The following is a 20,309-nucleotide window of genomic DNA, read 5'->3' as shown; positions in this document are numbered from 1 at the left end:
TCAGGGCGCGGGCGGCGCCTTCCCCGGATTGAGAATCCCGTCCGGATCGAACACCGCCCGCACCCCTTCCATCAGCGTCAGTGCGGCCGGATCCAGTTCGCGATCCACGAACGGTCGTTTGACCAGTCCCACACCATGTTCCCCCGACAGGCTGCCGTCGAGCGACAGGACGAGGCGGAACGCTTCATCCAGACACACTTCGGCCCGGTGCATCTCTTCCGGGTCGTCCGGATTGACCAGCAGGTTCACGTGGATGTTGCCGTTGCCGGCGTGGCCGAAATTGACGATGCGGATGGCATGCCGCTCGGCCAGTTCCTCGAGGCCGCCGATGAGGGCGGGGATCCGCGATACCGGCACCACGACATCTTCGTTGATCTTCTTCGGGGCAATGGTCCGCAGCGCCGGTGACAGGGCCTTGCGTACCTGCCAGAGACGGTCCATCGCCTCCGGTGTGTCGGCGACATCCACGCTCAGGGCCCCTTCGGCGGCCGTCCGGCGGATCCCGTCGATCCGGGTCTCGATGATCTCGGCAGGACCGTCGGACTCGATCATCAGGATGGCTCCGGCGGCTTCCGGCAGTTCCACCCCGCCATAACCGCGGATCATCCCGATAGCCGAGCGATCCATGAACTCCAGCGCCGAAGGCGACTCCGCGCGCGCCATCAGTCTTGCGACTGCCCGGGCCGCCGCATCGATGGTCGGGTAGACCGCCTGCAGCAGGCGGGTGCACTCCGGACGGGGTGTCAGCTTGAGGGTCGCCTGGGTGATGATCCCCAGAGTTCCCTCCGAGCCGATCAGCAGGCGGGTGAGGTCGTAGCCGACCACGCCCTTGGTGGTGCGTACGCCGGTGCGAAAGTGCTCCCCGGTGCCTGCGACGGCCTCCAGACCCAGCGTATTGTCGCGCGGTGTACCGTACTTCACCGCGTGCGGCCCGGCCGAGTTGTAGGCAAGATTCCCTCCCAGGGTGCAATACGCGGCACTGGTCGGATCGGGGGGCCAGAAGAACCCGTGTTCGCCTGCCGCGGCCTGAATCTCGGCGTTGGTGACCCCGGGTTCGGCAATCAGCCACCGATTCGCGGGATCCACATCCACGATGCGGTTCATGCGCTCCAGTGACAGCACCAGTCCGCCGCGGTCGGGAACCGCCGCGCCGGTTGTGCCCGTGCCCCGGCCGCGCGCCACCAGCGGCACCCGGAGGCGCCGGCACAGGCGTACAAGTTCGACGACGGTCTGACTGTCGCGGGCGAACGCCACGGCTTCGGGCGCGGCGTGCAGGCGCGAATTGTCGGCGCCATAGGCCCAGCAGTCCGCCGGGTCCAGCAGGCGGTCCTCCGGCGGCAGCAGACGTTCGATCTCGCGCGCCAGATCGCTCATGAGTCGTCCGCCCGGATCGCGTCCACGATCCATTCCACCCCGCCATCACCGTCCAGCGCCACCACGTCGAAGCGCGCCGGGCCGTTCCAGTCTTCCTCCAGCATCCAGGTTTCCGCCATGCGCACCAGCTTGCGGCGCTTGCGCCGGTCGACGCTCTCCAGTCCGCCTCCGTAATCCTGATTGCTGCGCATGCGGACCTCGACGAAGACCACGGTGTCCCCCTCACGCAGAACCAGGTCCAGCTCGCCCCAGGGCCGCCGGACATTGCTGGCCACCAGGCGCAGCCCGCGATCCTGGAGATAGCGCGCGGCGCGTTGTTCGGCCTGCTGGCCGGATTCTCCCGGACGGAACATCAGTCCGAGGGAGTCGCGGCGTCCAGCCGCCGGGGTTCACCACGAACGAACCGCGCCCAGGCCGGCGTCCGCTGCCAGTCACCGGTCAACGGGTTGAGTTGCCACTCGCCGGCGGTACCGACGAGCGTCGTATGCGGGGCCGCGTAGCTAGTGTCGGCGCGTACGGCCAGGCGCCGGGCGTCCATGCCCAGGGCATAGAAGCGCGGCAGCCCGGATTGTTCCCGCAGCGGCTCGGCTCCGGTGTTCCCGAGCGCGGCGATTTCACTGAACAGACCCGGTGCATCCGGGAACGCGATCCCGTTGAGATCGCGGTCGCGCGAGGCGTCGGGGCGGCTCGGATAGACATGTGGCGTGGACATCATCGGCAGGCGCGACGCCTGGTGGAAGTGCAGATGCGGTGCGATGCGGCGTACGTCGGCAGCGCTGCCCGCGACGAAGATGTAACCGACATCGGCGCGAATCTGCGGGTCGCCTTCAAGACCGAGTCCGAGGCGCCGGGACACCGACGCAATGCGCTCGCGACTGCGATCAATCCCGACGTGGGCGGCGATGCGGTCGTTGAGGTCCCCGGCACGGGTGTCTACTCGCGCCACCTCCCGTGGGGGTGCCCCGTGTTCCTCGGCGGCCAGTGACCATGCGGATGCCAGGCGATCACCGAAGGCCCCCTCGGCGATGATGCCGAGGCCGGCGCCCCAGCCGGTGCGAGCCGCGCGGTCGGCAACGGCGCGGGCGTCGGCCTCGGGATCCAGCGCCAGTGTGGTTATGCCGCGCGGCAGGGCGTTGGCGGTGCGGTTGAGGAGCACCCCGGGCCGATGTTCCTCGAGGTCGGCGACCGCGGCGACGGCATCGCGCTGCAGCGGGCCGATAATGTGATCGGCACCTTCGAGTACTGCATCCCGGTAAAGCGCAACGGCCTGGCGTGGATCGCCCCGGGTGTCGCGCACCCGGAGCTGCCCCTGGCCGTCGGCATAATGTGCCCGGGTGATGCCGTCGAGAACCGCCTCTCCCAGGCCGGCCAGATTGCCCGACAATGGCAGCAGGACCACCGTATCTCCGGCCGGATCCGCGCTGGCGGGTGACGCGGCGAGCAGTTCCGGGAGATGGCTGTTCGCGGGATGCCGGGGGAAGGCTTGCTGCCAGCGTCGGGCGAACGTTTCCGCCGCAGCGGCATCGTCCGCCCGGCCCAGTCCCCGGAACAGATCGTGCCAGCCATCGGCCCCGACGATGTTCTCGCGCCCGAGTCGTTCCCGCTGGGTCGGGCGCAGGGCGGCCATCAGGCCCCAGATCCGCTCATGGTTGGCGGTCTGCAGATCGGGTTCCAGGGTCAGCAGCGAATCCAGCCGAAATCGCACATTCAGGGCCTGATACCATTGCTGTTCCCATTCCAGCAGCCGGGCATGCAGCTCCATGCCGCGCCGATGGAATTCCGGGGTGCGTGTCGGATCATCCGGATCGTCGGCCCCCAGGCGCTCGGCCGCGAGGTCGGCCTCCCCGCGGTGCCAGGCCAGCCAGCCGCCGCGCACGCGGTCGGCAAGCGGGCGCGGTTCCGCGTCGGGCAAGCGGTTCCAGGCCGCCTCCGCGCGTTCCAGCAGCGGTTCCGGGACCGGGTCCAGCGCCAGCACCGCGTCGATTGCGGCCCGCAATTCCTCCGGCTCGGCCTGCTCGTCCGGCAACGCCTCGATCCGCTCGAGCCGATGCTCGGCCAGCGGCTCGGGGGCCAGCTCGATCTCGGCCGGGATTTCGGGGTCCGGGTCCGGTGTCGCCGCGGGATCCGGTTGCGGCGCAGCGCAGGCGGCCATCAGGCCGGCCGCCAGCAGTACCATGAGCGGGCGCGTCAGGCCCGGGCCCGGCACGGAGCGGTGTAACGGGCGGAGGGGGAGCGGGAGTCGGTTCACGGCAGACATCGGATTGGCGATAAGGAGTCAGTATTGGAAGCGCGCGAAACAGTGTCAACGCAGGGCGGAACCCTGTGGGTGGTGGCCACCCCGATCGGCAACCGGGCCGATCTGGGGCAGCGCGCCCGGGATGTATTGTCGCATGTCTCGCGCATCGCGGCGGAGGATACGCGTCACAGCCGCGCGCTGCTGGCGCCGCTGGGCATCGACACGCCGCTGGTCAGTCTGCACGAACACAACGAAGAACAGCGCGTCGCGGGCCTGCTCGCGCAGCTGGCCGCGGGCGAAGATGTGGCGCTGATCTCGGATGCGGGCACCCCGCTGGTGTCGGATCCCGGGTTCCGCCTGGTCCGCGGGGCCCGCGAAGCCGGCCATGCCCTGCGCGCGGTGCCCGGCCCGAGCGCCCCCCTGGCCGCGCTGGCGGTCTCGGGGATGCCGAGCGACCGGTTCTGTTTTGACGGTTTCCTGCCGCACGCCGCCGGCGCGCGCGAAAGACGCCTGGCCGAACTGCTGGCGCGTCCGCAGACCGGCATCGTGTTCGAGTCCGCGCATCGCATCCTTGCGGCGGCCCGGGAGCTGGCGGCGCAGGCCCCGGACCGCTCCGTGTTCCTGGGGCGCGAGCTGACCAAGCAATACGAGGAACATTATTACGGTCCGGCCGGCCGCCTGCCCGAATGGCTGGAGGCGGATGCCTGGCGTACGCGCGGCGAATTCGTGCTGGTGCTGGCCCCGGCGCCGGCCGTCGACGAAGACGGCGACGCGCTGTCGGGTGAACAGGAACGGCTGCTGGCCGGCCTGGTCGCCGAGCTTCCGGTCAAGCGGGCCGCGCGCCTGCTGGCGGACGCCACCGGGCTGCCGCGCAATCGGCTCTACGCCCGCGCGCTGGAACTGCAGCAGGCGGACCGCGAAGAGGGCGATGATCCCGCCTGACTGCCCCGGATATCCTTGCATCCGGAGCAGGGCGCGGGTAAAAGGGAGGCGGGAGTCGGCCGGGCGGTCGCTGCGTCCGTGTGGCGTGGAGGAAAGTCCGGGCTCCGCAGGGCAGGACGCCAGGTAACACCTGGGCGGCGCGAGCCGACGGAAAGTGCAGCAGAAAACATACCGCCGATGGCCCGGCTCGTCCGGGCACAGGCAAGGGTGAAATGGTGCGGTAAGAGCGCACCGCACGGCTGGTAACAGTCCGTGGCACGGTAAACCCCGTCCGGAGCAAGGCCAAATAGGGGTGCATGGTGTGGCCCGCATCGCACCCGGGTAGGCTGCTTGAGGCGTCCGGTGACGGACGTCCCAGATGAATGATCGTTCTCGACAGAACCCGGCTTACAGGCCGGCTCCCACTTTTCCCCACCATTGTCCCCGCGTCTCTCGCGTGCCCCGGCCGGGCGCTCGCGAAATGATCAAGTGATTTCTCAAGAGTTCGAGCCAGGCATCTGGTTTTGAACGTATCTTTCCCCGTTCCTGTATCTCTTGTGCAGAGACTCATAAGTCTCTGTGATGCAAGGCTTATTTTTCTCTGGCAAGCCCGTTTTTCCTTGACCCTCAACAGGGGTGTACCTATAGTGGATTGAAGTGGGAAAAAGTGGGAGAAGGTGGGAATCCACCGTACACGGCCATGTTCCGAGGCGTCAGTCAGCTCAATCTGGATGCGAAGGGGCGCCTCGCCATGCCGGCGCGCTATCGCGACGAGCTTGTGGCGTCCTGTGATGGCCAGCTGGTGGTGACCGTTCATCCCGATCGCTGTCTCCTGATGTACCCGCGGCCCGAATGGGAACGGGTCGAGCAGAACCTGATGTCGCGCCCCAATCTCAAGCCAGCCGTAGTCCGGCTGCAGCGGCTTCTGGTCGGTCATGCCTCCGACTGCGAGCTCGACGGCAACGGTCGTCTGCTGTTGCCGCAGCCGCTGCGCAAGTTCGCCGGCATGGACAAGCAGGTCGCCCTGCTGGGGCAGGGCAAGAAGTTCGAGATCTGGGACCAGGCTACGTGGGATCAGCGCTGCGAGGAGATGTTCGATGAAGGCATCGATGCAAATGAACTCGAGTCGATCTCGCTGTGATGCAGGAACAGCGACAGGCCCATGTCCCGGTCATGCTGGACGCCGTGCTCGAGGGGCTGGCGGTGCGCGCTGATGGTTTTTACGTGGACGGTACTTTCGGACGGGGCGGGCACAGCCGCGCCTTGCTTGACCGTCTGGGGCCGGACGGTCGCCTGTTGGCGATGGACCGGGATCCCGAGGCGGCCGAGGCCGCCTCTTCGTTTCTGGGGGACCCGCGTTTCGCGTTCGAGCCCGCGCCGTTCTCGTCCATGGCCGAGGTGCTGCGGCAGCGTTACCCCGATCGCCGGCCGGATGGCGTGTTCCTCGATCTCGGGGTGTCATCGCCGCAGCTGGACGATGCCGCGCGCGGTTTCAGTTTCCAGCATGACGGCCCGCTGGACATGCGCATGGACCCGTCGTCCGGCGAAAGTGCGGCCGACTGGCTGGCGCGCGCCGAGGAAAAGGAGATCGCGGACGTGATCTACCAGTACGGCGAGGAGCGTTTCTCGCGGCGCATCGCCCGCGCGATCGTGCGCGCTCGTGCCGACGCCCCGATCACCCGCACCGCGCAGCTGGCGGAACTGGTGCGTGGCGCGGCCCCCCGGCGCGAACCCGGCAAGCACCCCGCGACCCGCACCTTCCAGGCCCTGCGCATTCACGTGAACGCCGAGCTGCGCGAGCTGGAGACGTGGCTGGAAACCATTCCCGAGGTCCTGCCGGCCGGGGCGCGCCTGGTGGTGATCGCGTTTCATTCGCTGGAAGATCGCATGGTCAAGCGGGCCTTCCGCGGGGACCGTGACGATGCGCCCCGCCTCCCGCGCGGGCTGCCGGTCATCCCGGAGGCGGCACCGCGTCCGTTGCGCCCGCTGGGGAAGCCGGTGCGGGCGGATGCCGGGGAACAGCAACGCAATCCGCGGGCACGTTCGGCCGTGCTGCGCGTGGCGGAGCGCAACTGATGGTCTGGCGCGGGCTCGCGATCGTCGCGCTGTCGGTGGGCGCGTTTGCGTCGGCGATTGGCGTGGTGGTGGCGCGCCACGAGGCGCGTCAGGCGTTCGTTGAGCAGCAGGCGGTGCTGGCCGAGCGCGACCGGCTCAACCTGGAATGGACCCGGCTGCAGATCGAGCAGTCCACCTGGGCGACGCCCGGGCGTATCGAGCGTCATGCGCGCGAGGAACTTGGCATGTCGCGCCCCGATGCGGATCGCCTCGTGGTGATCGGGAGGGACGCATGGGTGCGCTGAAACGCGAAATCTCAATGGGTCGGCTACGGACGCTGGTCGTCCTGCTGGTCCTGGTGCTGATCGCGCTGGTACTGCGCGCCGCCGATCTGCAGATGTTCAAGAGCGAGTTCCTGTCCGCCCAGGGGGAGGCGCGTCAGGTGCGCACGCTGACCGAGACCGCCCACCGCGGTGCGATCACCGATCGCCATGGCGAACCGCTGGCGATCTCCGCACCGGTGCAGACCGTGTGGGCGCATCCGGGGGCGCTGCTGGAGGCGCGCGAGCGCTGGGGCGAGCTGGCCGCGGCCCTGGACATGGACCGCGAGATCCTGGCGGAGCGGATCGAGAGCCGCGCCGACCGCGAGTTCGTCTATCTGCGTCGGCACATGCTGCCGGCGCGGGCCGAAGCCGTGGCCGCCCTGCGCGTGCCCGGAGTGTCCCTGACGCGCGAGTTCCGCCGTTACTATCCGCATGGTGAGGCGGTAGCGCATGTGCTGGGCTACACCGACATCGACGACCAGGGCCAGGAAGGGGTCGAGCTCGCGTTCGACTACTGGCTCTCGGGGCAGCCGGGCGCCAAACGGGTGTTGCGCGACCGGCATGGTCGCACCATCCGCGACGTTGCCAGCATCCGTCCGGCGCGTGAAGGCAATCCCCTGCAGCTGACGCTGGACGCGCGGCTGCAGTTCCTGGCCTACCGCGAACTCAAGGCTGCGGTGCAGCGTCACGATGCGCGCGGCGGATCGGCCGTGCTGCTGGATGCGCGCAGCGGCGACATCCTCGCAATGGTCAATCAGCCCGGTTTCAACCCCAACAATCGCAGTTCGATCCGCTCCGACCGCGCTCGCAACCGGGCGGTCGTGGACGCGTTCGAACCCGGCTCGGTCATCAAGCCGTTTACCGTCGCGGCGGCCCTGGATGCCGATGCGGTCGACCCACACGTGACCCTGGACACCGCGCCTGGCACGATGCAGGTGGGGCGTCTGACGGTCCGCGATCTGCGCGACTACGGCACCATCGACCTGACTACGCTGATCGCGCGGTCCTCCAACGTGGGCGCAACGCGTCTCGCCCTGGACACCGAGCCGGCCGATTTCTGGCAGACGCTGCACCGCGCCGGTTTCGGACAGGCAACCGGCCTGCATTTTCCGGGCGAGGCGCGTGGCACCCTGCGCGACTTCACCGCCTGGCGCGAGGTCGAGCAGGCCACGCTCGGTTACGGTTACGGGCTCGCGGTCACGCCGCTGCAGCTGGCTGCCGGCTATACGGCCTTTGCCAATGACGGGCGTCGCCTGCCGGTGCGCCTGGTCGAGACCGCGGATGATGCCCGCGAGCCGCAACGGGTGATGACCGCGGACACCGCCGGACGCCTGCGCGCGATGATGGAACACACCGTGGGCAGCGAGGGCACCGCGCGCCAGGCCGTGATCGACGGATATCGGGTCGCCGGCAAGACCGGCACCGCGCGCAAGGCGGTGCGCGGCGGTTATGCCGAGGACCGTTACTACTCCAGTTTCGTCGGTCTGGTCCCGGCATCCGAGCCACGGTTCGTCATGGCGGTGGTCGTGGACGAACCCGCCGACGTGCATTACGGCGGGGCGGTGGCGGCGCCGGTGTTCCGCGAGGTCACCGCCTCGGCCCTGCGCATGTACAACGTGCGTCCGGACGCGATGCCCGAGATCCCGATGCAGCTCGCCACCGGCGAGGAGGCGCAGCCATGACCGCCGCGGCGACCGATCCACGGGTGGCCGGGGTGGATCTGCACGCGCAGTTTCCCGAGGCCCTGGATGGCCACGGCCCGCTGGTCGTGACCGACCTTGTGCAGGACAGCCGCGCGGTGACCCCGGGCGCCGGGTTCGTGGCCCTCCGGGGAACCCGCGAGCACGGTCTGGCCCACGCCGAGGATGCCGCGGCGCGCGGCGCCGGCGTGATCCTGTGGGACGAGGCCGATGCGGGCCCCTCCGCCGCCTCGCCTGGCGCGCCCTGCGTCCATGTTCCGGGGCTGCGTGCTCTGCTGCCAGCCATGGCGCAGCGGGTATTCGGTGCCTGGCCGGAGGCCGCGCCGATCGTCGCGGTGACCGGCACCGATGGCAAGACCTCGGTGACACATCTGATCGCAGCGGCACTCGAACGTCTGGGTACCCCGGCCGGCCTGGTCGGCACCCTGGGCGTCGGGCGTCCGGGGCAGCTGCACCCGGCCGGGCACACGACCCCGGGCGTGCTCGAGCTCCACCGGCATCTGGCCGGGCTGGCGCGCGAAGGCTGCGAAGCCGCGGCGCTGGAGGCCTCTTCGCACGGGCTCGTCCAGGGGCGTCTGGACGGGGTCCCGGTGCGCGTCGCGGTGCTGACCCGCCTGGGCACGGATCATCTGGACTTCCATGGCAGCCAGGCCGCATATGCCGAGGCCAAGGCCACGCTGTTCGACCGCCCGGGACTGTGCACGCGGGTGATCAACGCCGATGACGAGCTTGGTCACGAGCTCCTGCGCCGTCCGGTGCCCGAGGGCATCACCGACGTCACCTGGGGGCTGGAGTCTTCCGCAGCGATGGCGCGCGCCGAGGCCATCCAGGCCGGCCCGGAGGGACTGCACTTCGTCCTCGTTGCCGACGGGCGGCGCGTGCCGGTGCGGTCGCGGCTGTACGGACGGTTTCAGGTCGAGAACCTGCTGGCCACTCTGGCCGCCCTGCATGCCCTCGGACATGCCTGGGAGGCCGCCGCGGACGCGGTGGCCGAGCTGCCCGGGGTCCCCGGCCGCATGGAGCGCCACGATCTGCCGGGCGGAGCCCAGCTGGTGGTCGATTACGCCCACACCGCGCAGGCCCTGGAGGCCGCATTGAGTGCGTTGCGTCCGCACGTGCGTGGCCGCCTCTTTGTGGTCTTCGGCTGCGGCGGCGATCGCGACCGGGGCAAGCGTCCGGCGATGGGGCGCGTGGCCATGCGTGCCGCGGACCGGGTGATCGTGACCGATGACAATCCGCGCCACGAGGATGCGGCGGCCATCCGCCAGGCGGTGCTGCAGGGCTGTGACGATCCCGCGCGCTGCAGCGAGATGGGCGATCGCGAAGCCGCGGTGCGTACCGCGGTCGCCGATGCCGGGCCGGGCGACATCGTGCTGCTGGCGGGCAAGGGGCACGAAACCACCCAGCAGATCGGTGACCGGTTTCATCCATTCAGTGATCGCGAGCTGGCCGCCCGGCTGGCGCGCGAGGGGATTTCCGGGGAGGGGGAGCGATGATCCGGATGACGGCCGGAGAACTGGCGACCGCCGTGGGCGGGCGCCTGCAGGGGGACGCCGGGGCGGCATTCACCGGCGTGTTCAGCGACACGCGTAACCCGCGTGAAGGCGGGCTGTTCGTCGCCCTGCGCGGTCCGAACTTTGATGCCCATGACCATCTGCACGCCGACTTGCCGGCACCGGTGCTGCTGGTCCGCCGCGCCCGCGAAGACCTGCCGCAGGCCCAGGTGGTGGTGCCCGACACCGGCGAGGCCCTGGGGCGGCTGGCCGCGACCTGGCGCAGGCGGTGCCGCGCGCGGGTGATCGCGCTGACCGGCTCCAACGGCAAGACCACCACCCGCGAGATGCTGCGCTCGATCCTCGCGCGCATGGGGCGGGTGCATGCCACCGAAGGCAACCTGAACAACCAGATCGGGACACCGCTGACCCTGCTGGCGATGCCGGAGGATACCGATTTCGCGGTGATCGAACTGGGCGCCAACCACGCCGGCGAGATCGGCCGCATGGCCGCATGGACTCAGCCGCACGTCGCCATGATCACCAACGCCGGTCATGCGCACCTCGAAGGCTTCGGCAGCCTGGAAGGCGTGGCGCACGCCAAGGCCGAGATCTACTCGGGTCTGCCGGCCCAGGGCGGGACCGCGGTGGTGAATCTGGACGACCCGTTCGCCGACTACTGGCTGTCGCTCAACGAGCACCATCATCTGCAGCGCTTCTCCCTCGAGGGGGGCGGCGAGGTCGAGGGCGTGTGGGTCGCCCCGGATCGCCTGCGCCTCACGATCCTCGGTGCCAGCCGCGAGATCCGCCTTGCCGGTCCCGGCCGCCATGCCGCGGCGAATGCCGTGGCGGCCGCTGCCGCCGCCAATGCCGCGGGCGCCGCGATCGACATCATCGCGCAGGGACTGAGCGACTGGCGCCCGGTCGCCGGCCGCCTGCAGGCACTGCAGCACGCAGGCGGTGCCCGCATCTGGGACGACAGCTACAACGCCAACCCCGATTCTCTGCGGGCCGGTCTGGAGGTGCTGGCGGCGGTGCCCGGTCGGCGCATCCTGGTGCTGGGGGAAATGGGCGAGCTGGGCGGCGATGCAGCGGCCCTGCACGCGGCCACCGGGCGGGAGGCCCGAGCAATGGGGATCGATTTCTGCCTGGCGCTCGGCGAGCTGGGCCGCGAAACCGCCGATGCCTTCGGCGAGCAGGGCGAGTGGTTCCCCGATCATGCCGCACTGGTCGCGCGTCTGCAGGGGTTGCTGGACGAGCGAACCACCGTGCTGGTCAAGGGTTCGCGCAGCCAGCACATGGAATCCATCGTGGAGGCGCTGGACGCGCAGCCCCTGAACCCGGAGGCGGCGGATGCTGTTCGCACTGACTGAATATCTCGCCCAGTTCCATACCGGGTTCACGGTCTTCCAGTACCTGACCCTGCGCGCCATCCTCGGGGTGGTCACGGCGCTGGCGATCGCGCTCCTGATCGGTCCCTCGGTGATTCGCCGTCTGACCCTGGGCAAGGTGGGCCAGAACATCCGCGAGGACGGCCCCGAATCGCACCTGAGCAAGGCCGGCACGCCCACCATGGGCGGTGCGCTGATCCTGGTGGCCGTGGCGGTGGCCACCCTGCTGTGGAGCGACCTGACGAATCGTTTCGTCTGGATCGTGCTGCTGACCACGCTGGCCTTCGGCGCCGTCGGCGGCTGGGATGACTACCTCAAGCTGCGTTACGGCAACAGCCAGGGGCTGTCGGCGAAATCCAAGCTGCTGTGGCAGACCCTGTTCGCCCTGGTGGCCGCCGGGGTGATCATGCTCACGGCCCAGGATCCGGTGGAAACCACCTTTTATCTGCCGGTGTTCAAGGACATCGAATTCAGTCTGGGCTGGCTGTTCATCCCGCTGGTGTGGCTGGTGGTGGTGGGCTCGTCCAATGCGGTCAACCTGACCGACGGGCTCGACGGGCTGGCCATCATGCCGGCGGTGCTGGTGGCCGGTGCGCTGGGCATCTTCGCCTATGCCGCGGGCCATGCGGTGTTCGCCGACTATCTCGGCATTCCCGCGGTCCCCGGGGTTGGCGAGGTGGGCATCTTCGCCGCCTCGCTGGTGGGGGCGGGGCTCGGGTTCCTGTGGTTCAACACCTATCCCGCGCAGGTGTTCATGGGCGATGTCGGGGCCCTCGCCCTGGGCGCGGCGCTGGGGATGATGGCGATCTTGACCCGCCAGGAGATCGTGCTGCTGATCATGGGCGGCGTGTTCGTGCTGGAGACCGTCTCGGTCATGCTGCAGGTCGCCTCGTTCAAGCTGACCGGACGGCGGATGTTCCGCATGGCGCCGCTGCATCACCACTTCGAACTCAAGGGCTGGCCGGAGCCGCGCGTGATCGTGCGTTTCTGGATCCTGACCGTGGTGTTCGTCCTCATCGGTCTGGCGACCCTGAAGGTGCGCTGATGGAACGGCTGCGAAGCGACAACCTGATCGTCGGGCTGGGCGCCACCGGGCAGTCGGTGGCGCGTTACCTGCTCGCGCGCGGGATGTCGTTTGCGGTTACCGATACCCGTCGCGAGCCGCCGGCCTGTGACGATCCCGAACTGGCGCGGATCCTGAACGAGCGTTGGGTCGGCCCGCTGGACGGCCTGGATGCGAGCGGGGTGCGTCGCCTGATCGTCTCGCCCGGGGTGGCCCTGGAACACCCGGTGATCGCCGCCGCAAGTGAGGCCGGCGCCGAAGTCACCGGGGATATCGACCTGTTCGCCCGCGAGGCCGGAGCCCCGGTGATCGCGATCACCGGTTCCAACGGCAAGAGCACGGTGACCGCGCTGGTCGGCGAGCTGCTGGATGCGGCCGGCTACGCGATGGCGATGGGGGGCAACTACGGGACCCCGGCGCTGGACCTGCTGGAACGCGACCCGGAGGTGTTCGTGCTGGAGCTGTCCAGCTTCCAGCTGGAACGGTGTCACGAGCTTGCGCCCGCTGCTGCCGTAGTGCTCAACCTGTCGCCGGATCACCTCGATCGCCATCCGGACATGGCCGCCTACCTGCGCGCCAAGCAGCGGGTGTTCCGCGGCGCGCGGCGCGGACTGCTCAATCGTGACGACCCGATGGTGGCGGAGCTGACCACCCCGCCGGGCATGGCGCGCGAGACCTTCGGTCTGGGCGCGCCGGCGGCGGACGCCGACTGGGGCGTGTGTGTCGGCGGCCACGGGGAGGGACCGCAACTGTGTCGCGGCGGCCGGACCCTGCTGGAGACCGCGCGCCTGCGCATGCGCGGCCAGCACAACTGGGCCAACGCCCTGGCCGCACTGGGCCTGGTCTGGCCGTGGCTGGACTCGGCGGGGCGCCGGGCGCGGGCCCTGGCGGCGCTGGCCGATTTCCCGGGGCTGCCGCATCGCTCGCAGTGGATCGCCTCGGTCGACGGCGTGGACTGGATCAACGATTCCAAGGGCACCAACCTCGGTGCCACCCTGGCCGCACTGCGCGGCACGCCCGGGCCGCTGGTCCTGATCGCGGGCGGGCAGGCCAAGGGGCAGGATTTTGCCCCGCTGGCCGACCAGCTGGCCGGCAAGGTGCGCGGCGCGGTGCTGCTGGGCGAGGACGCGCCGTTGATCGCGCGTGCCCTCGCCCCGGTGGTGCCGGTGCAGCGGGTCGACGACATGGATGCGGCGGTGGCGCATGCCGCGGAATGGGCGCAGCCGGGAGACACCGTGCTGCTGTCGCCCGCCTGCGCCAGCCTGGACATGTATCCGGACTATCGCGCCCGGGGTGACGACTTCGCCCGGGCCGTGCGGGAGCTGGCCGCATGAGCGCCCCGGTCAGCCAGCCGACTTCGCCCATGGTCCGGCGCCTGCAGCAGGAGGTGGACCTGCCGCTGCTGGCGCTGACCGCGGCGCTGGTCGCGCTGGGGCTGGTGATGGTCGCTTCGGCCTCCATGGAGATGGGCGCGCGTGATTTCGGCAACGCCTGGCACTTCCTCCAGCGCCAGGTGCTGTTTGCCGCGCTGGGTACGATGGCCGCGGTGGCGGCATGGAACGTGCCGCTGGCGCGCTGGGAACGCGCCGGCCCATGGCTGCTGGCGCTGTTCCTGCTGATCCTGGTGGTGGTCCTGCTGCCCGGCGTCGGACGCACGGTCAACGGGGCAACCCGCTGGATCCCGATCGGAGCGTTCAACCTGCAGGTGGCCGAGCTGGCCAAGCTGCTGGTGGTGATGTACCTGGCGGGCTACATCGTGCGTCATTATTCCACCCTGCGCCTGCAGCTGGCCGGGTTCGTGCGTCCCCTGGTGGTGCTGGGGGCGGGTACCGTCCTGCTGTTGCTGCAGCCGGATTTCGGCGGGGCCGCGATCATGCTGGCGATCGGCATGGGCATGCTGTTCCTCGCCGGCGCCCGCCTGTCGCAGTTCCTCGCGCTGGGGGGCACGATCGCGGCGGGCATGGCGGTCGCCGCGGTCGCGGCCCCTTACCGCGTGGCGCGCCTGACGGCGTTCCTGGACCCGTGGCAGGACCCGTTCGCGAGCGGTTTTCAGCTGACCCAGTCGCTGATCGCGATCGGCTCCGGCGGGGTCACCGGCTCGGGCCTGGGCGGCTCGGTGCAGAAGCTGTTCTACCTGCCGGAGGCGCACAACGATTTCCTGTTCGCGGTGTTCGCCGAGGAGTTCGGTTTCTTCGGTGTGCTGGTGCTGATCGCACTGTTCGCAGGGCTGGTCTGGCGCTGCCTGCGCATCGGCCTGGAGGCCCAGCGCAGCGGTCATGCCTTCGGTGCCCATCTGAGCTTCGGCGTGGCGATCTGGCTGGGCCTGCAGGCGGCCCTGAACATGGGCGTGAACATGGGGCTGCTGCCGACCAAGGGGATGACGCTGCCGTTTTTGTCCTACGGCGGCAGTTCGCTGATCGTCAGTATGATTGCGGTCGGTCTGGTGCTGCGGGTGGCCCGCGAGGCGCGGACCCCGGCGCCGGCCCCGGTGCCTCGCCGGCGTTCGCGCGCCGCCCGGCAGAGCGGAGGTGCGGCATGACGGCCCCGCGCGTGCTGATCATGGCCGGCGGTACCGGCGGCCATGTCTTCCCCGGGCTGGCGGTGGCCGAGGCCCTGCGCGAGCGCGGGGTCGAGGTGGTCTGGCTGGGGACTCGTGCGGGCGTGGAGGCGCGCCTGGTGCCGCAGGCCGGGATTGACCTGCATACCCTCCCGATCACGGGCCTGCGTGGCAAGGGGCTGCTCGGGCTGGCCTTCGCCCCCTGGCGCCTGGGGCTGTCGTTGTGGGCGGCCCTGTTGCTGCTCCGGCGCATTCGCCCGCATGCGGTGATCGGTTTCGGCGGGTTTGCCGCGGGACCCGGCGGGCTGATGGCCGCGGCCCTGGGACGCCCCCTGGTGATTCACGAACAGAATGCGGTGGCCGGCCTGACCAATCGCTGGCTGGCGAAGGTCGCCGACCGCGTGTTCGCCGGTTTCGACGGTGCGTTCCCGCCCGGGGTGCGCGCCACGCGGGTTGGCAATCCCGTGCGCTCCGCGATCGCGGCCCTGCCCGCCCCGGGCGAGCGCTACGCCGCACGCAGTGGGCCGCTCAATGTGCTGGTCCTGGGGGGCAGCCTGGGCGCGCGTTCGCTGAATCACGCGGTGCCCGCCGCGCTCGGCCTGCTGCCGTCGGAGCAGCGCCCGCAGGTCCTGCACCAGGCCGGCTCACGCACCCTGGAAGAAGCCCGCGCGGCGTATGCCGACGCCGGGGTGGAAGCCACGGTCACCGAGTTTATCGCGGACATGGAGGCGGCCTGGGCCGAGGCGGATCTGGTGATCTGTCGCGCCGGAGCGCTGACCGTAGCCGAAGTGGCGGCCGCCGGTGTGGCCGCGGTGTTCGTGCCGTATCCGCATGCGGTGGACGATCACCAGTATGCGAATGCCGAGGCCCTGGTGGACGCCGGGGCGGCCTGGCGTTTCCGCGATGCCGAGCTGGAGCCGCAGGCGCTGGCGAAGCTGCTGGGCTCGCTGGACCGCGAGACCCTGCGCGACCGTGCCGAACGCGCGCGGGCGCTGGCCTGCCCCGACAGTGCCGCGCGCCTCGCCGATGTCTGTGTGGAACTGGCGGGGCCGGGCCCCGCGGGGGAGGGATCATGAGCCACGCGCGCCTGCCGGAACATGCGATGCGCCGCATCCGCCGGATCCACTGCGTGGGGATCGGCGGCTCCGGGATGAGCGGCATCGCGGAGGTGCTGCATCAGCTGGGTTACCGGGTCTCCGGTTCGGACCTGGGCCGCTCGCCGATGATCGACCGCCTGGTGGAGATGGGCGTGCGCGTGGTCGGCGAGCACCGGCCGGAGAACGTGGCCGAGGCCGACGTGCTGGTGGTGTCTTCGGCCATCGATCCGTCCAATCCCGAGGTCGCCGCGGCGCGCGAGCGCGGTATCCCGATCGTGCGGCGTGCCGAGATGCTGGCGGAACTGATGCGTTTCCGCTTCGGGATTGCGGTCGCCGGGACCCATGGCAAGACCACCACGACCAGTCTGGTGGCCAGCGTGCTGGCGGAGGCGGGCATGGATCCGACCTTCGTGATCGGCGGGCGGCTCAATTCCACCGCCAGCCACTCGAGCCTGGGCGCCGGTGACTACCTGGTGGCCGAGGCCGACGAGAGCGATGCCTCGTTCCTGCATCTGCAGCCGCTGCTCGCGATCGTGACCAACATCGATGCCGATCACCTGGGGACCTATGGCAATGATTTTCGCCAGCTGCACGAGACCTTTCTCGAGTTCCTGCACCACCTGCCCTTCTACGGGCTGGCGATCCTGTGCGCCGATGACCCGCAGGTGCGCGAGCTGATGCCGGAGCTGGAACGCCCGCGGCTGACCTACGCGATCGATGCCGAGGCCGACGTGCGTGCCCTCGATGTGCGCCAGGAAGGCGTGCAGACGCATTTCCGCCTGCAACTGCCGGAGGCCGGTGAGCCGTTCCCGGTCACCCTGAATCTCCCGGGGCGGCACAACGTGCTCAATGCCCTGGCCGCGGCCGCCGTGGCCTGGGAGCTGGAGGCCCCGCGCGAGGCGATCGCCACGGCGCTCGAACGCTTCCAGGGCATCGGGCGGCGGTTCCAGGTCCACGAGTGGGCGGGGCCGGCCGGGCCGGTGACGCTGGTCGACGATTACGGTCATCACCCGCGCGAGATCGCCGCGACTCAGGCCGCGGCGCGGGATGCCTGGCCCGGTCGCCGGCGGATCACCGTGTTTCAGCCGCATCGCTACACCCGCACCCGCGACCTGTTCGAGGACTTCGTGGAGGCGCTGTCGGAGACCGACGTGCTGATCCTGCTGGAGGTGTATGCCGCGGGCGAGGCGCCGATCGCGAGCGCAGACGGGCGCAGCCTGGCGCGGGCCATCCGTCTGCGCGGCCAGGTCGAGCCGATTTTCGTGGAACAGGCCGCGGACGTGGCCGGCGTGCTGGAGGGGCTGCTGCAGGCGGATGACGTGATCATCGCTCAGGGGGCGGGCGACATCGGTCGCCTGGCGGCCCTGCTGCCGCAAGAGCTAACCGGAGGTGGCGCATGACACCGCTGGACCCTGCCCTGGCCGCGGCGCGTCATCTGCACGAGCTGCAGCCACGCGGCGAACTGCAGGCGCGGGCACCGCTGGCGCCGCTGACCTCATGGCGTGCCGGCGGGCACGCCGACTGGCTGTTCCGCCCGGCGGACCGCGAGGATCTCGCGAACCTGCTGGCGCAGGTCGCCCGCCTCGCGCCGGACCTTCCGATCACCTTTCTTGGCCTCGGCAGCAACGTCCTGGTGCGCGACGGCGGCATTGCCGGGCTGGTGGTGCATCTGCAGGGCGTTCTGGCCGAGCGGGAACGCCTGGACGGCGACCGGGTGTTCCTGGGCGGCGGGCTGGCCTGTGCCCAGGCTGCGCGCTTCTGTGCCCGTGAGGGTCTGGTGGGGGCGGAGTTCCTCGCCGGCATCCCCGGCACCGTGGGCGGCGCCCTGCAGATGAACGCCGGGGCCTGGGGCGGCGAGACCTGGTCCCTGGTGGAATCGGTGGAGGTGGTCGATCGTGCAGGCCGGCTGGAAACCCGCCGCCCGGATGCGTTCCGGGTCGGTTACCGCCGGGTCCAGGGGCTCGATCCGCGCGAGCGTCTGTGGTTCACCGGGGCGACTCTGCGTCTGAGCCCGGGCGACCCGGAGGCCGGTACCCGGCGCATCCGCGAACTGCTGCGCGAACGCTCCGCGAAACAGCCGCTGGGTCAGCCGTCGTGCGGTTCGGTGTTCCGCAATCCGGAAGGCGATCACGCCGCACGCCTGATCGAGGCGGCCGGACTCAAGGGCCTGCGCGCCGGCGCGGCCGAGGTCTCGCCGGTGCATGCCAATTTCATCACCCACGACGGTACGGCGCGGGCGGAAGACATCGAGCGCCTGATCGACACCGTGCGCAATACGGTGGAGCAGCGGTTCGGCGTCCGCCTGGAGCCGGAGGTACGCATCCTGGGCCGGTTCATCGACCCGGGCGACGACAGCGAGGGAACGGCATGAATCGTAACGACGCAGAGCCCCGCGACTATGGCCGGGTGGCGGTATTGATGGGCGGCTGGTCCGGAGAGCGCGAGGTCTCGCTGGCCAGCGGCAACGCCGTGCTGGCGGCCCTGCGACGTCAGGGCGTGGATGCGCATCCGGTCGATCTCACGCGGGCGCACATGGGGCATCTGCACCTCCCCCTGGAGGGGTTCGACCGGGTCTTCATCGCGCTGCATGGAGAGTGTGGCGAGGACGGGGCCCTGCAGGGCTGCCTGGACCTGGCCGGCATGCCTTACACCGGCACCGGCGTGCTGGGTTCCGCCCTGGGGATGGACAAGCTGGCCTGCAAGCGACTGTGGACCGGGAGCAACCTGCCCAGTGCGCCCTACCGGTTGCTGAACCCGGGGTTCGACCCGGATGCGGTGGCCGAGGCGCTGGGGCTGCCCCTGATCGTGAAGCCGGCCCGCGGGGGCTCGAGCCTGGGCATTACCCGGGTGGATCGGGCGGCCGATCTCCCGGCCGCCTGGGAGGCGGCGCGCAGCCAGCCCGGGCAGATCTTCGCCGAACAGTGGATCGAGGGCCACGAATACACCGTGGCCATCCTCGACAACCAGCCGCTTCCGGTGGTCGAGATCCGTGCCGACGGCGGGTTCTACGACTACCACGCGAAATACGAGTCGGACCGCACCGGGTATGTCTGCCCGCCGCCGCTGGATGAAAGCTCGTTGCTGGAATTGCAGTCACTGGCGCTGGGTGCGTTTGCCGCGCTGGAGGCCTGTGGCTGGGGACGGGTCGACATCCTGCAGGACGAGCACGGCGACAACCATCTGATCGAGATCAACACCGTGCCCGGCATGACGGATCACAGCCTGGTGCCCAAGGCGGCGGCCGAGGCGGGGATCGATTTCGACACCCTGTGCCTGCGCATCCTGGACTCCAGTTTCCAGTGCGGAGGGCTGCGATGAATCGCCGGCGCACCCCGCCGGCAGCGCGCTTCGCGCGGCTGCGCAGCGTGTCCGGTCCGGCCCTGCGTCTGCTGGCCGGAATGGCGCTGGCCGCGGCGATCGTGCTGGTCCTGCTGGCGACGACCCGGTTCGAGCCGGACGCGCTGGTGCCGGTGGAGAGCATCGAGATCGCCGGCGAGCCCCGCTACGCCGACGTGGAGCGGGTGCGTGAACTCGCACGTCGCCACGCGCCGGGGTTCATTACCGCCGATCTGGCGGCACTGGAACGTTCTCTGGTCGCCGAGCCCTGGATCGATCGCGTGCAGCTGCGCCGGCAATGGCCGGGGACGCTGGTGGTCGAGGTGCGCGAACCGGTACCGGTGGCGCGCTGGGGCGAGGAGCAGCTGGTCGACCGGCATGGCCGGGTGTTCGGGCCGGTGGATCAGGCCGAGTGGGACTACCTGCCCGCGCTGGAGGGGCAGGACGGGCGCCAGGTGGTGCTGATGCGCCGTTACCTCGAGGTGTCGGCACGTCTGGCGGATGCCGGCCTGGAGGTGGCCGGCGTGGCCGAGGGTCGTCGGCATGACTGGACCATCCGTCTGGAGTCCGGGGGGCGGATCCTGATGGGGCGGGACGCCGAGGCGGCCCGCCTGAATGCTCTGGTACGGGCGGCCGACGTCGTGCGCGAGCGCCGTGACGCGCCGGTGGAACGCTGGGACCTGCGCTATCCGCACGGCATGGCGGTGGCCTGGGCCGAAGAAGACGGGGACGCCGCCGGCGATCCCGGGACACAGTGAAAGGA

At 70.2% G+C, this 20,309-nt stretch carries 18 protein-coding genes and 1 other RNA gene; 16 read left to right on the top strand and 3 right to left on the bottom strand.

Annotated features, from left to right (window positions below; translation table 11 throughout):
* Genes G020_RS0100175 through G020_RS0100165 form a run of 3 tightly spaced genes read right to left on the bottom strand, consistent with a single transcriptional unit; the run spans position 1 to position 3,550 of the window.
* Positions 1-1,374 carry an FAD-binding oxidoreductase gene (locus G020_RS0100175; RefSeq protein ID WP_024328189.1) on the bottom strand — a complete coding sequence of 458 codons (1,374 nt, stop codon included), beginning with the start codon at positions 1,372-1,374 and terminating at the stop codon, positions 1-3.
* Positions 1,371-1,727: a YraN family protein gene (locus G020_RS0100170; protein ID WP_018947384.1), complete on the bottom strand. Its 357-nt coding sequence runs from the start codon at positions 1,725-1,727 to the stop codon at positions 1,371-1,373. The genes G020_RS0100175 and G020_RS0100170 overlap by 4 nt, the downstream gene beginning before the upstream one ends.
* Positions 1,727-3,550, bottom strand: coding sequence for a penicillin-binding protein activator (locus G020_RS0100165; protein WP_024328188.1), 1,824 nt, complete (start codon positions 3,548-3,550; stop codon positions 1,727-1,729). The genes G020_RS0100170 and G020_RS0100165 overlap by 1 nt, the downstream gene beginning before the upstream one ends.
* Before the next feature lie 105 nt (positions 3,551-3,655).
* On the opposite strand from G020_RS0100165, the gene rsmI reads away from it, so the two are divergent.
* The 16 genes from rsmI to G020_RS0100090 all read left to right on the top strand — a co-directional run bounded on the left by rsmI (position 3,656) and on the right by G020_RS0100090 (position 20,304).
* Positions 3,656-4,552: a 16S rRNA (cytidine(1402)-2'-O)-methyltransferase gene (gene rsmI / locus G020_RS0100160; protein WP_018947382.1), complete on the top strand. Its 897-nt coding sequence runs from the start codon at positions 3,656-3,658 to the stop codon at positions 4,550-4,552.
* Positions 4,553-4,603: 51 nt separating this feature from the next.
* Positions 4,604-4,958, top strand: an RNA gene (gene rnpB, locus G020_RS14745) — RNase P RNA component class A.
* Between the two features lie 273 nt (positions 4,959-5,231).
* Complete coding sequence (mraZ, locus tag G020_RS0100155; RefSeq protein ID WP_018947381.1) at positions 5,232-5,672, top strand: division/cell wall cluster transcriptional repressor MraZ; 441 nt, start codon at positions 5,232-5,234, stop codon at positions 5,670-5,672.
* Positions 5,672-6,607: a 16S rRNA (cytosine(1402)-N(4))-methyltransferase RsmH gene (gene rsmH / locus G020_RS0100150; RefSeq protein ID WP_024328187.1), complete on the top strand. Its 936-nt coding sequence runs from the start codon at positions 5,672-5,674 to the stop codon at positions 6,605-6,607. The genes mraZ and rsmH overlap by 1 nt, the downstream gene beginning before the upstream one ends.
* Complete coding sequence (gene ftsL / locus G020_RS0100145) at positions 6,607-6,891, top strand: cell division protein FtsL (RefSeq protein WP_018947379.1); 285 nt, start codon at positions 6,607-6,609, stop codon at positions 6,889-6,891. The genes rsmH and ftsL overlap by 1 nt, the downstream gene beginning before the upstream one ends.
* Positions 6,879-8,591 (top strand): penicillin-binding protein 2, encoded by a 1,713-nt coding sequence (locus G020_RS0100140; RefSeq protein ID WP_018947378.1) that lies wholly within the window; start codon positions 6,879-6,881, stop codon positions 8,589-8,591. The genes ftsL and G020_RS0100140 overlap by 13 nt, the downstream gene beginning before the upstream one ends.
* Positions 8,588-10,105, top strand: a complete 1,518-nt coding sequence (locus tag G020_RS0100135) for a UDP-N-acetylmuramoyl-L-alanyl-D-glutamate--2,6-diaminopimelate ligase (RefSeq protein ID WP_024328186.1) — start codon at positions 8,588-8,590, stop codon at positions 10,103-10,105. The genes G020_RS0100140 and G020_RS0100135 overlap by 4 nt, the downstream gene beginning before the upstream one ends.
* Positions 10,102-11,475, top strand: coding sequence for a UDP-N-acetylmuramoyl-tripeptide--D-alanyl-D-alanine ligase (murF, locus tag G020_RS0100130; RefSeq protein ID WP_024328185.1), 1,374 nt, complete (start codon positions 10,102-10,104; stop codon positions 11,473-11,475). The genes G020_RS0100135 and murF overlap by 4 nt, the downstream gene beginning before the upstream one ends.
* The gene (gene mraY, locus G020_RS0100125; RefSeq protein WP_024328184.1) at positions 11,456-12,538 is read left to right on the top strand and encodes a phospho-N-acetylmuramoyl-pentapeptide-transferase; all 1,083 of its coding nucleotides are present in this window, start codon (positions 11,456-11,458) and stop codon (positions 12,536-12,538) included. Before murF ends, mraY begins: the two co-directional genes overlap by 20 nt.
* Positions 12,538-13,890, top strand: a complete 1,353-nt coding sequence (murD, locus tag G020_RS0100120) for a UDP-N-acetylmuramoyl-L-alanine--D-glutamate ligase (RefSeq protein ID WP_024328183.1) — start codon at positions 12,538-12,540, stop codon at positions 13,888-13,890. Before mraY ends, murD begins: the two co-directional genes overlap by 1 nt.
* Positions 13,887-15,095: a putative lipid II flippase FtsW gene (gene ftsW, locus G020_RS0100115; RefSeq protein ID WP_029681154.1), complete on the top strand. Its 1,209-nt coding sequence runs from the start codon at positions 13,887-13,889 to the stop codon at positions 15,093-15,095. Before murD ends, ftsW begins: the two co-directional genes overlap by 4 nt.
* Positions 15,092-16,189 (top strand): undecaprenyldiphospho-muramoylpentapeptide beta-N-acetylglucosaminyltransferase, encoded by a 1,098-nt coding sequence (murG, locus tag G020_RS0100110; protein WP_018947372.1) that lies wholly within the window; start codon positions 15,092-15,094, stop codon positions 16,187-16,189. The genes ftsW and murG overlap by 4 nt, the downstream gene beginning before the upstream one ends.
* Complete coding sequence (gene murC / locus G020_RS0100105; RefSeq protein ID WP_024328181.1) at positions 16,186-17,610, top strand: UDP-N-acetylmuramate--L-alanine ligase; 1,425 nt, start codon at positions 16,186-16,188, stop codon at positions 17,608-17,610. The genes murG and murC overlap by 4 nt, the downstream gene beginning before the upstream one ends.
* Entirely contained in the window at positions 17,607-18,581 is a 975-nt protein-coding gene (murB, locus tag G020_RS0100100) for a UDP-N-acetylmuramate dehydrogenase (RefSeq protein WP_024328180.1), read from the top strand. The genes murC and murB overlap by 4 nt, the downstream gene beginning before the upstream one ends.
* A complete protein-coding gene (locus G020_RS0100095; protein ID WP_024328179.1) occupies positions 18,578-19,528 on the top strand; it encodes a D-alanine--D-alanine ligase in 951 nt (316 codons plus the stop codon). Before murB ends, G020_RS0100095 begins: the two co-directional genes overlap by 4 nt.
* Positions 19,525-20,304, top strand: a complete 780-nt coding sequence (locus G020_RS0100090) for a cell division protein FtsQ/DivIB (RefSeq protein WP_051130304.1) — start codon at positions 19,525-19,527, stop codon at positions 20,302-20,304. The genes G020_RS0100095 and G020_RS0100090 overlap by 4 nt, the downstream gene beginning before the upstream one ends.
* Positions 20,305-20,309: the final 5 nt, after the last annotated feature.

It is taken from the genome of Thioalkalivibrio sp. ALR17-21, from assembly GCF_000420185.1.
In the GTDB taxonomy this organism is placed as follows: domain Bacteria; phylum Pseudomonadota; class Gammaproteobacteria; order Ectothiorhodospirales; family Ectothiorhodospiraceae; genus Thioalkalivibrio; species Thioalkalivibrio halophilus.
Note: the sequence above shows the minus strand (reverse complement) of the source record. Positions and strands in the feature narration are given on the sequence as shown.

What these genes read in the sequence shown, in the direction of transcription:
- mraZ (WP_018947381.1), top strand. Translation starts at nt 5,232, where the DNA reads ATGTTCCGAGGCGTCAGTCAGCTCAATCTGGATGCGAAGGGGCGCCTC.
- ftsW (WP_029681154.1), top strand. Translation starts at nt 13,887, where the DNA reads ATGAGCGCCCCGGTCAGCCAGCCGACTTCGCCCATGGTCCGGCGCCTG.
- G020_RS0100175 (WP_024328189.1), bottom strand. Translation starts at nt 1,374, where the DNA reads ATGAGCGATCTGGCGCGCGAGATCGAACGTCTGCTGCCGCCGGAGGAC.
- murB (WP_024328180.1), top strand. Translation starts at nt 17,607, where the DNA reads ATGACACCGCTGGACCCTGCCCTGGCCGCGGCGCGTCATCTGCACGAG.
- G020_RS0100135 (WP_024328186.1), top strand. Translation starts at nt 8,588, where the DNA reads ATGACCGCCGCGGCGACCGATCCACGGGTGGCCGGGGTGGATCTGCAC.
- G020_RS0100090 (WP_051130304.1), top strand. Translation starts at nt 19,525, where the DNA reads ATGAATCGCCGGCGCACCCCGCCGGCAGCGCGCTTCGCGCGGCTGCGC.
- murD (WP_024328183.1), top strand. Translation starts at nt 12,538, where the DNA reads ATGGAACGGCTGCGAAGCGACAACCTGATCGTCGGGCTGGGCGCCACC.
- G020_RS0100140 (WP_018947378.1), top strand. Translation starts at nt 6,879, where the DNA reads ATGGGTGCGCTGAAACGCGAAATCTCAATGGGTCGGCTACGGACGCTG.
- murC (WP_024328181.1), top strand. Translation starts at nt 16,186, where the DNA reads ATGAGCCACGCGCGCCTGCCGGAACATGCGATGCGCCGCATCCGCCGG.
- murG (WP_018947372.1), top strand. Translation starts at nt 15,092, where the DNA reads ATGACGGCCCCGCGCGTGCTGATCATGGCCGGCGGTACCGGCGGCCAT.
- mraY (WP_024328184.1), top strand. Translation starts at nt 11,456, where the DNA reads ATGCTGTTCGCACTGACTGAATATCTCGCCCAGTTCCATACCGGGTTC.
- ftsL (WP_018947379.1), top strand. Translation starts at nt 6,607, where the DNA reads ATGGTCTGGCGCGGGCTCGCGATCGTCGCGCTGTCGGTGGGCGCGTTT.
- murF (WP_024328185.1), top strand. Translation starts at nt 10,102, where the DNA reads ATGATCCGGATGACGGCCGGAGAACTGGCGACCGCCGTGGGCGGGCGC.
- G020_RS0100170 (WP_018947384.1), bottom strand. Translation starts at nt 1,727, where the DNA reads ATGTTCCGTCCGGGAGAATCCGGCCAGCAGGCCGAACAACGCGCCGCG.
- rsmH (WP_024328187.1), top strand. Translation starts at nt 5,672, where the DNA reads ATGCAGGAACAGCGACAGGCCCATGTCCCGGTCATGCTGGACGCCGTG.
- G020_RS0100095 (WP_024328179.1), top strand. Translation starts at nt 18,578, where the DNA reads ATGAATCGTAACGACGCAGAGCCCCGCGACTATGGCCGGGTGGCGGTA.
- G020_RS0100165 (WP_024328188.1), bottom strand. Translation starts at nt 3,550, where the DNA reads ATGGTACTGCTGGCGGCCGGCCTGATGGCCGCCTGCGCTGCGCCGCAA.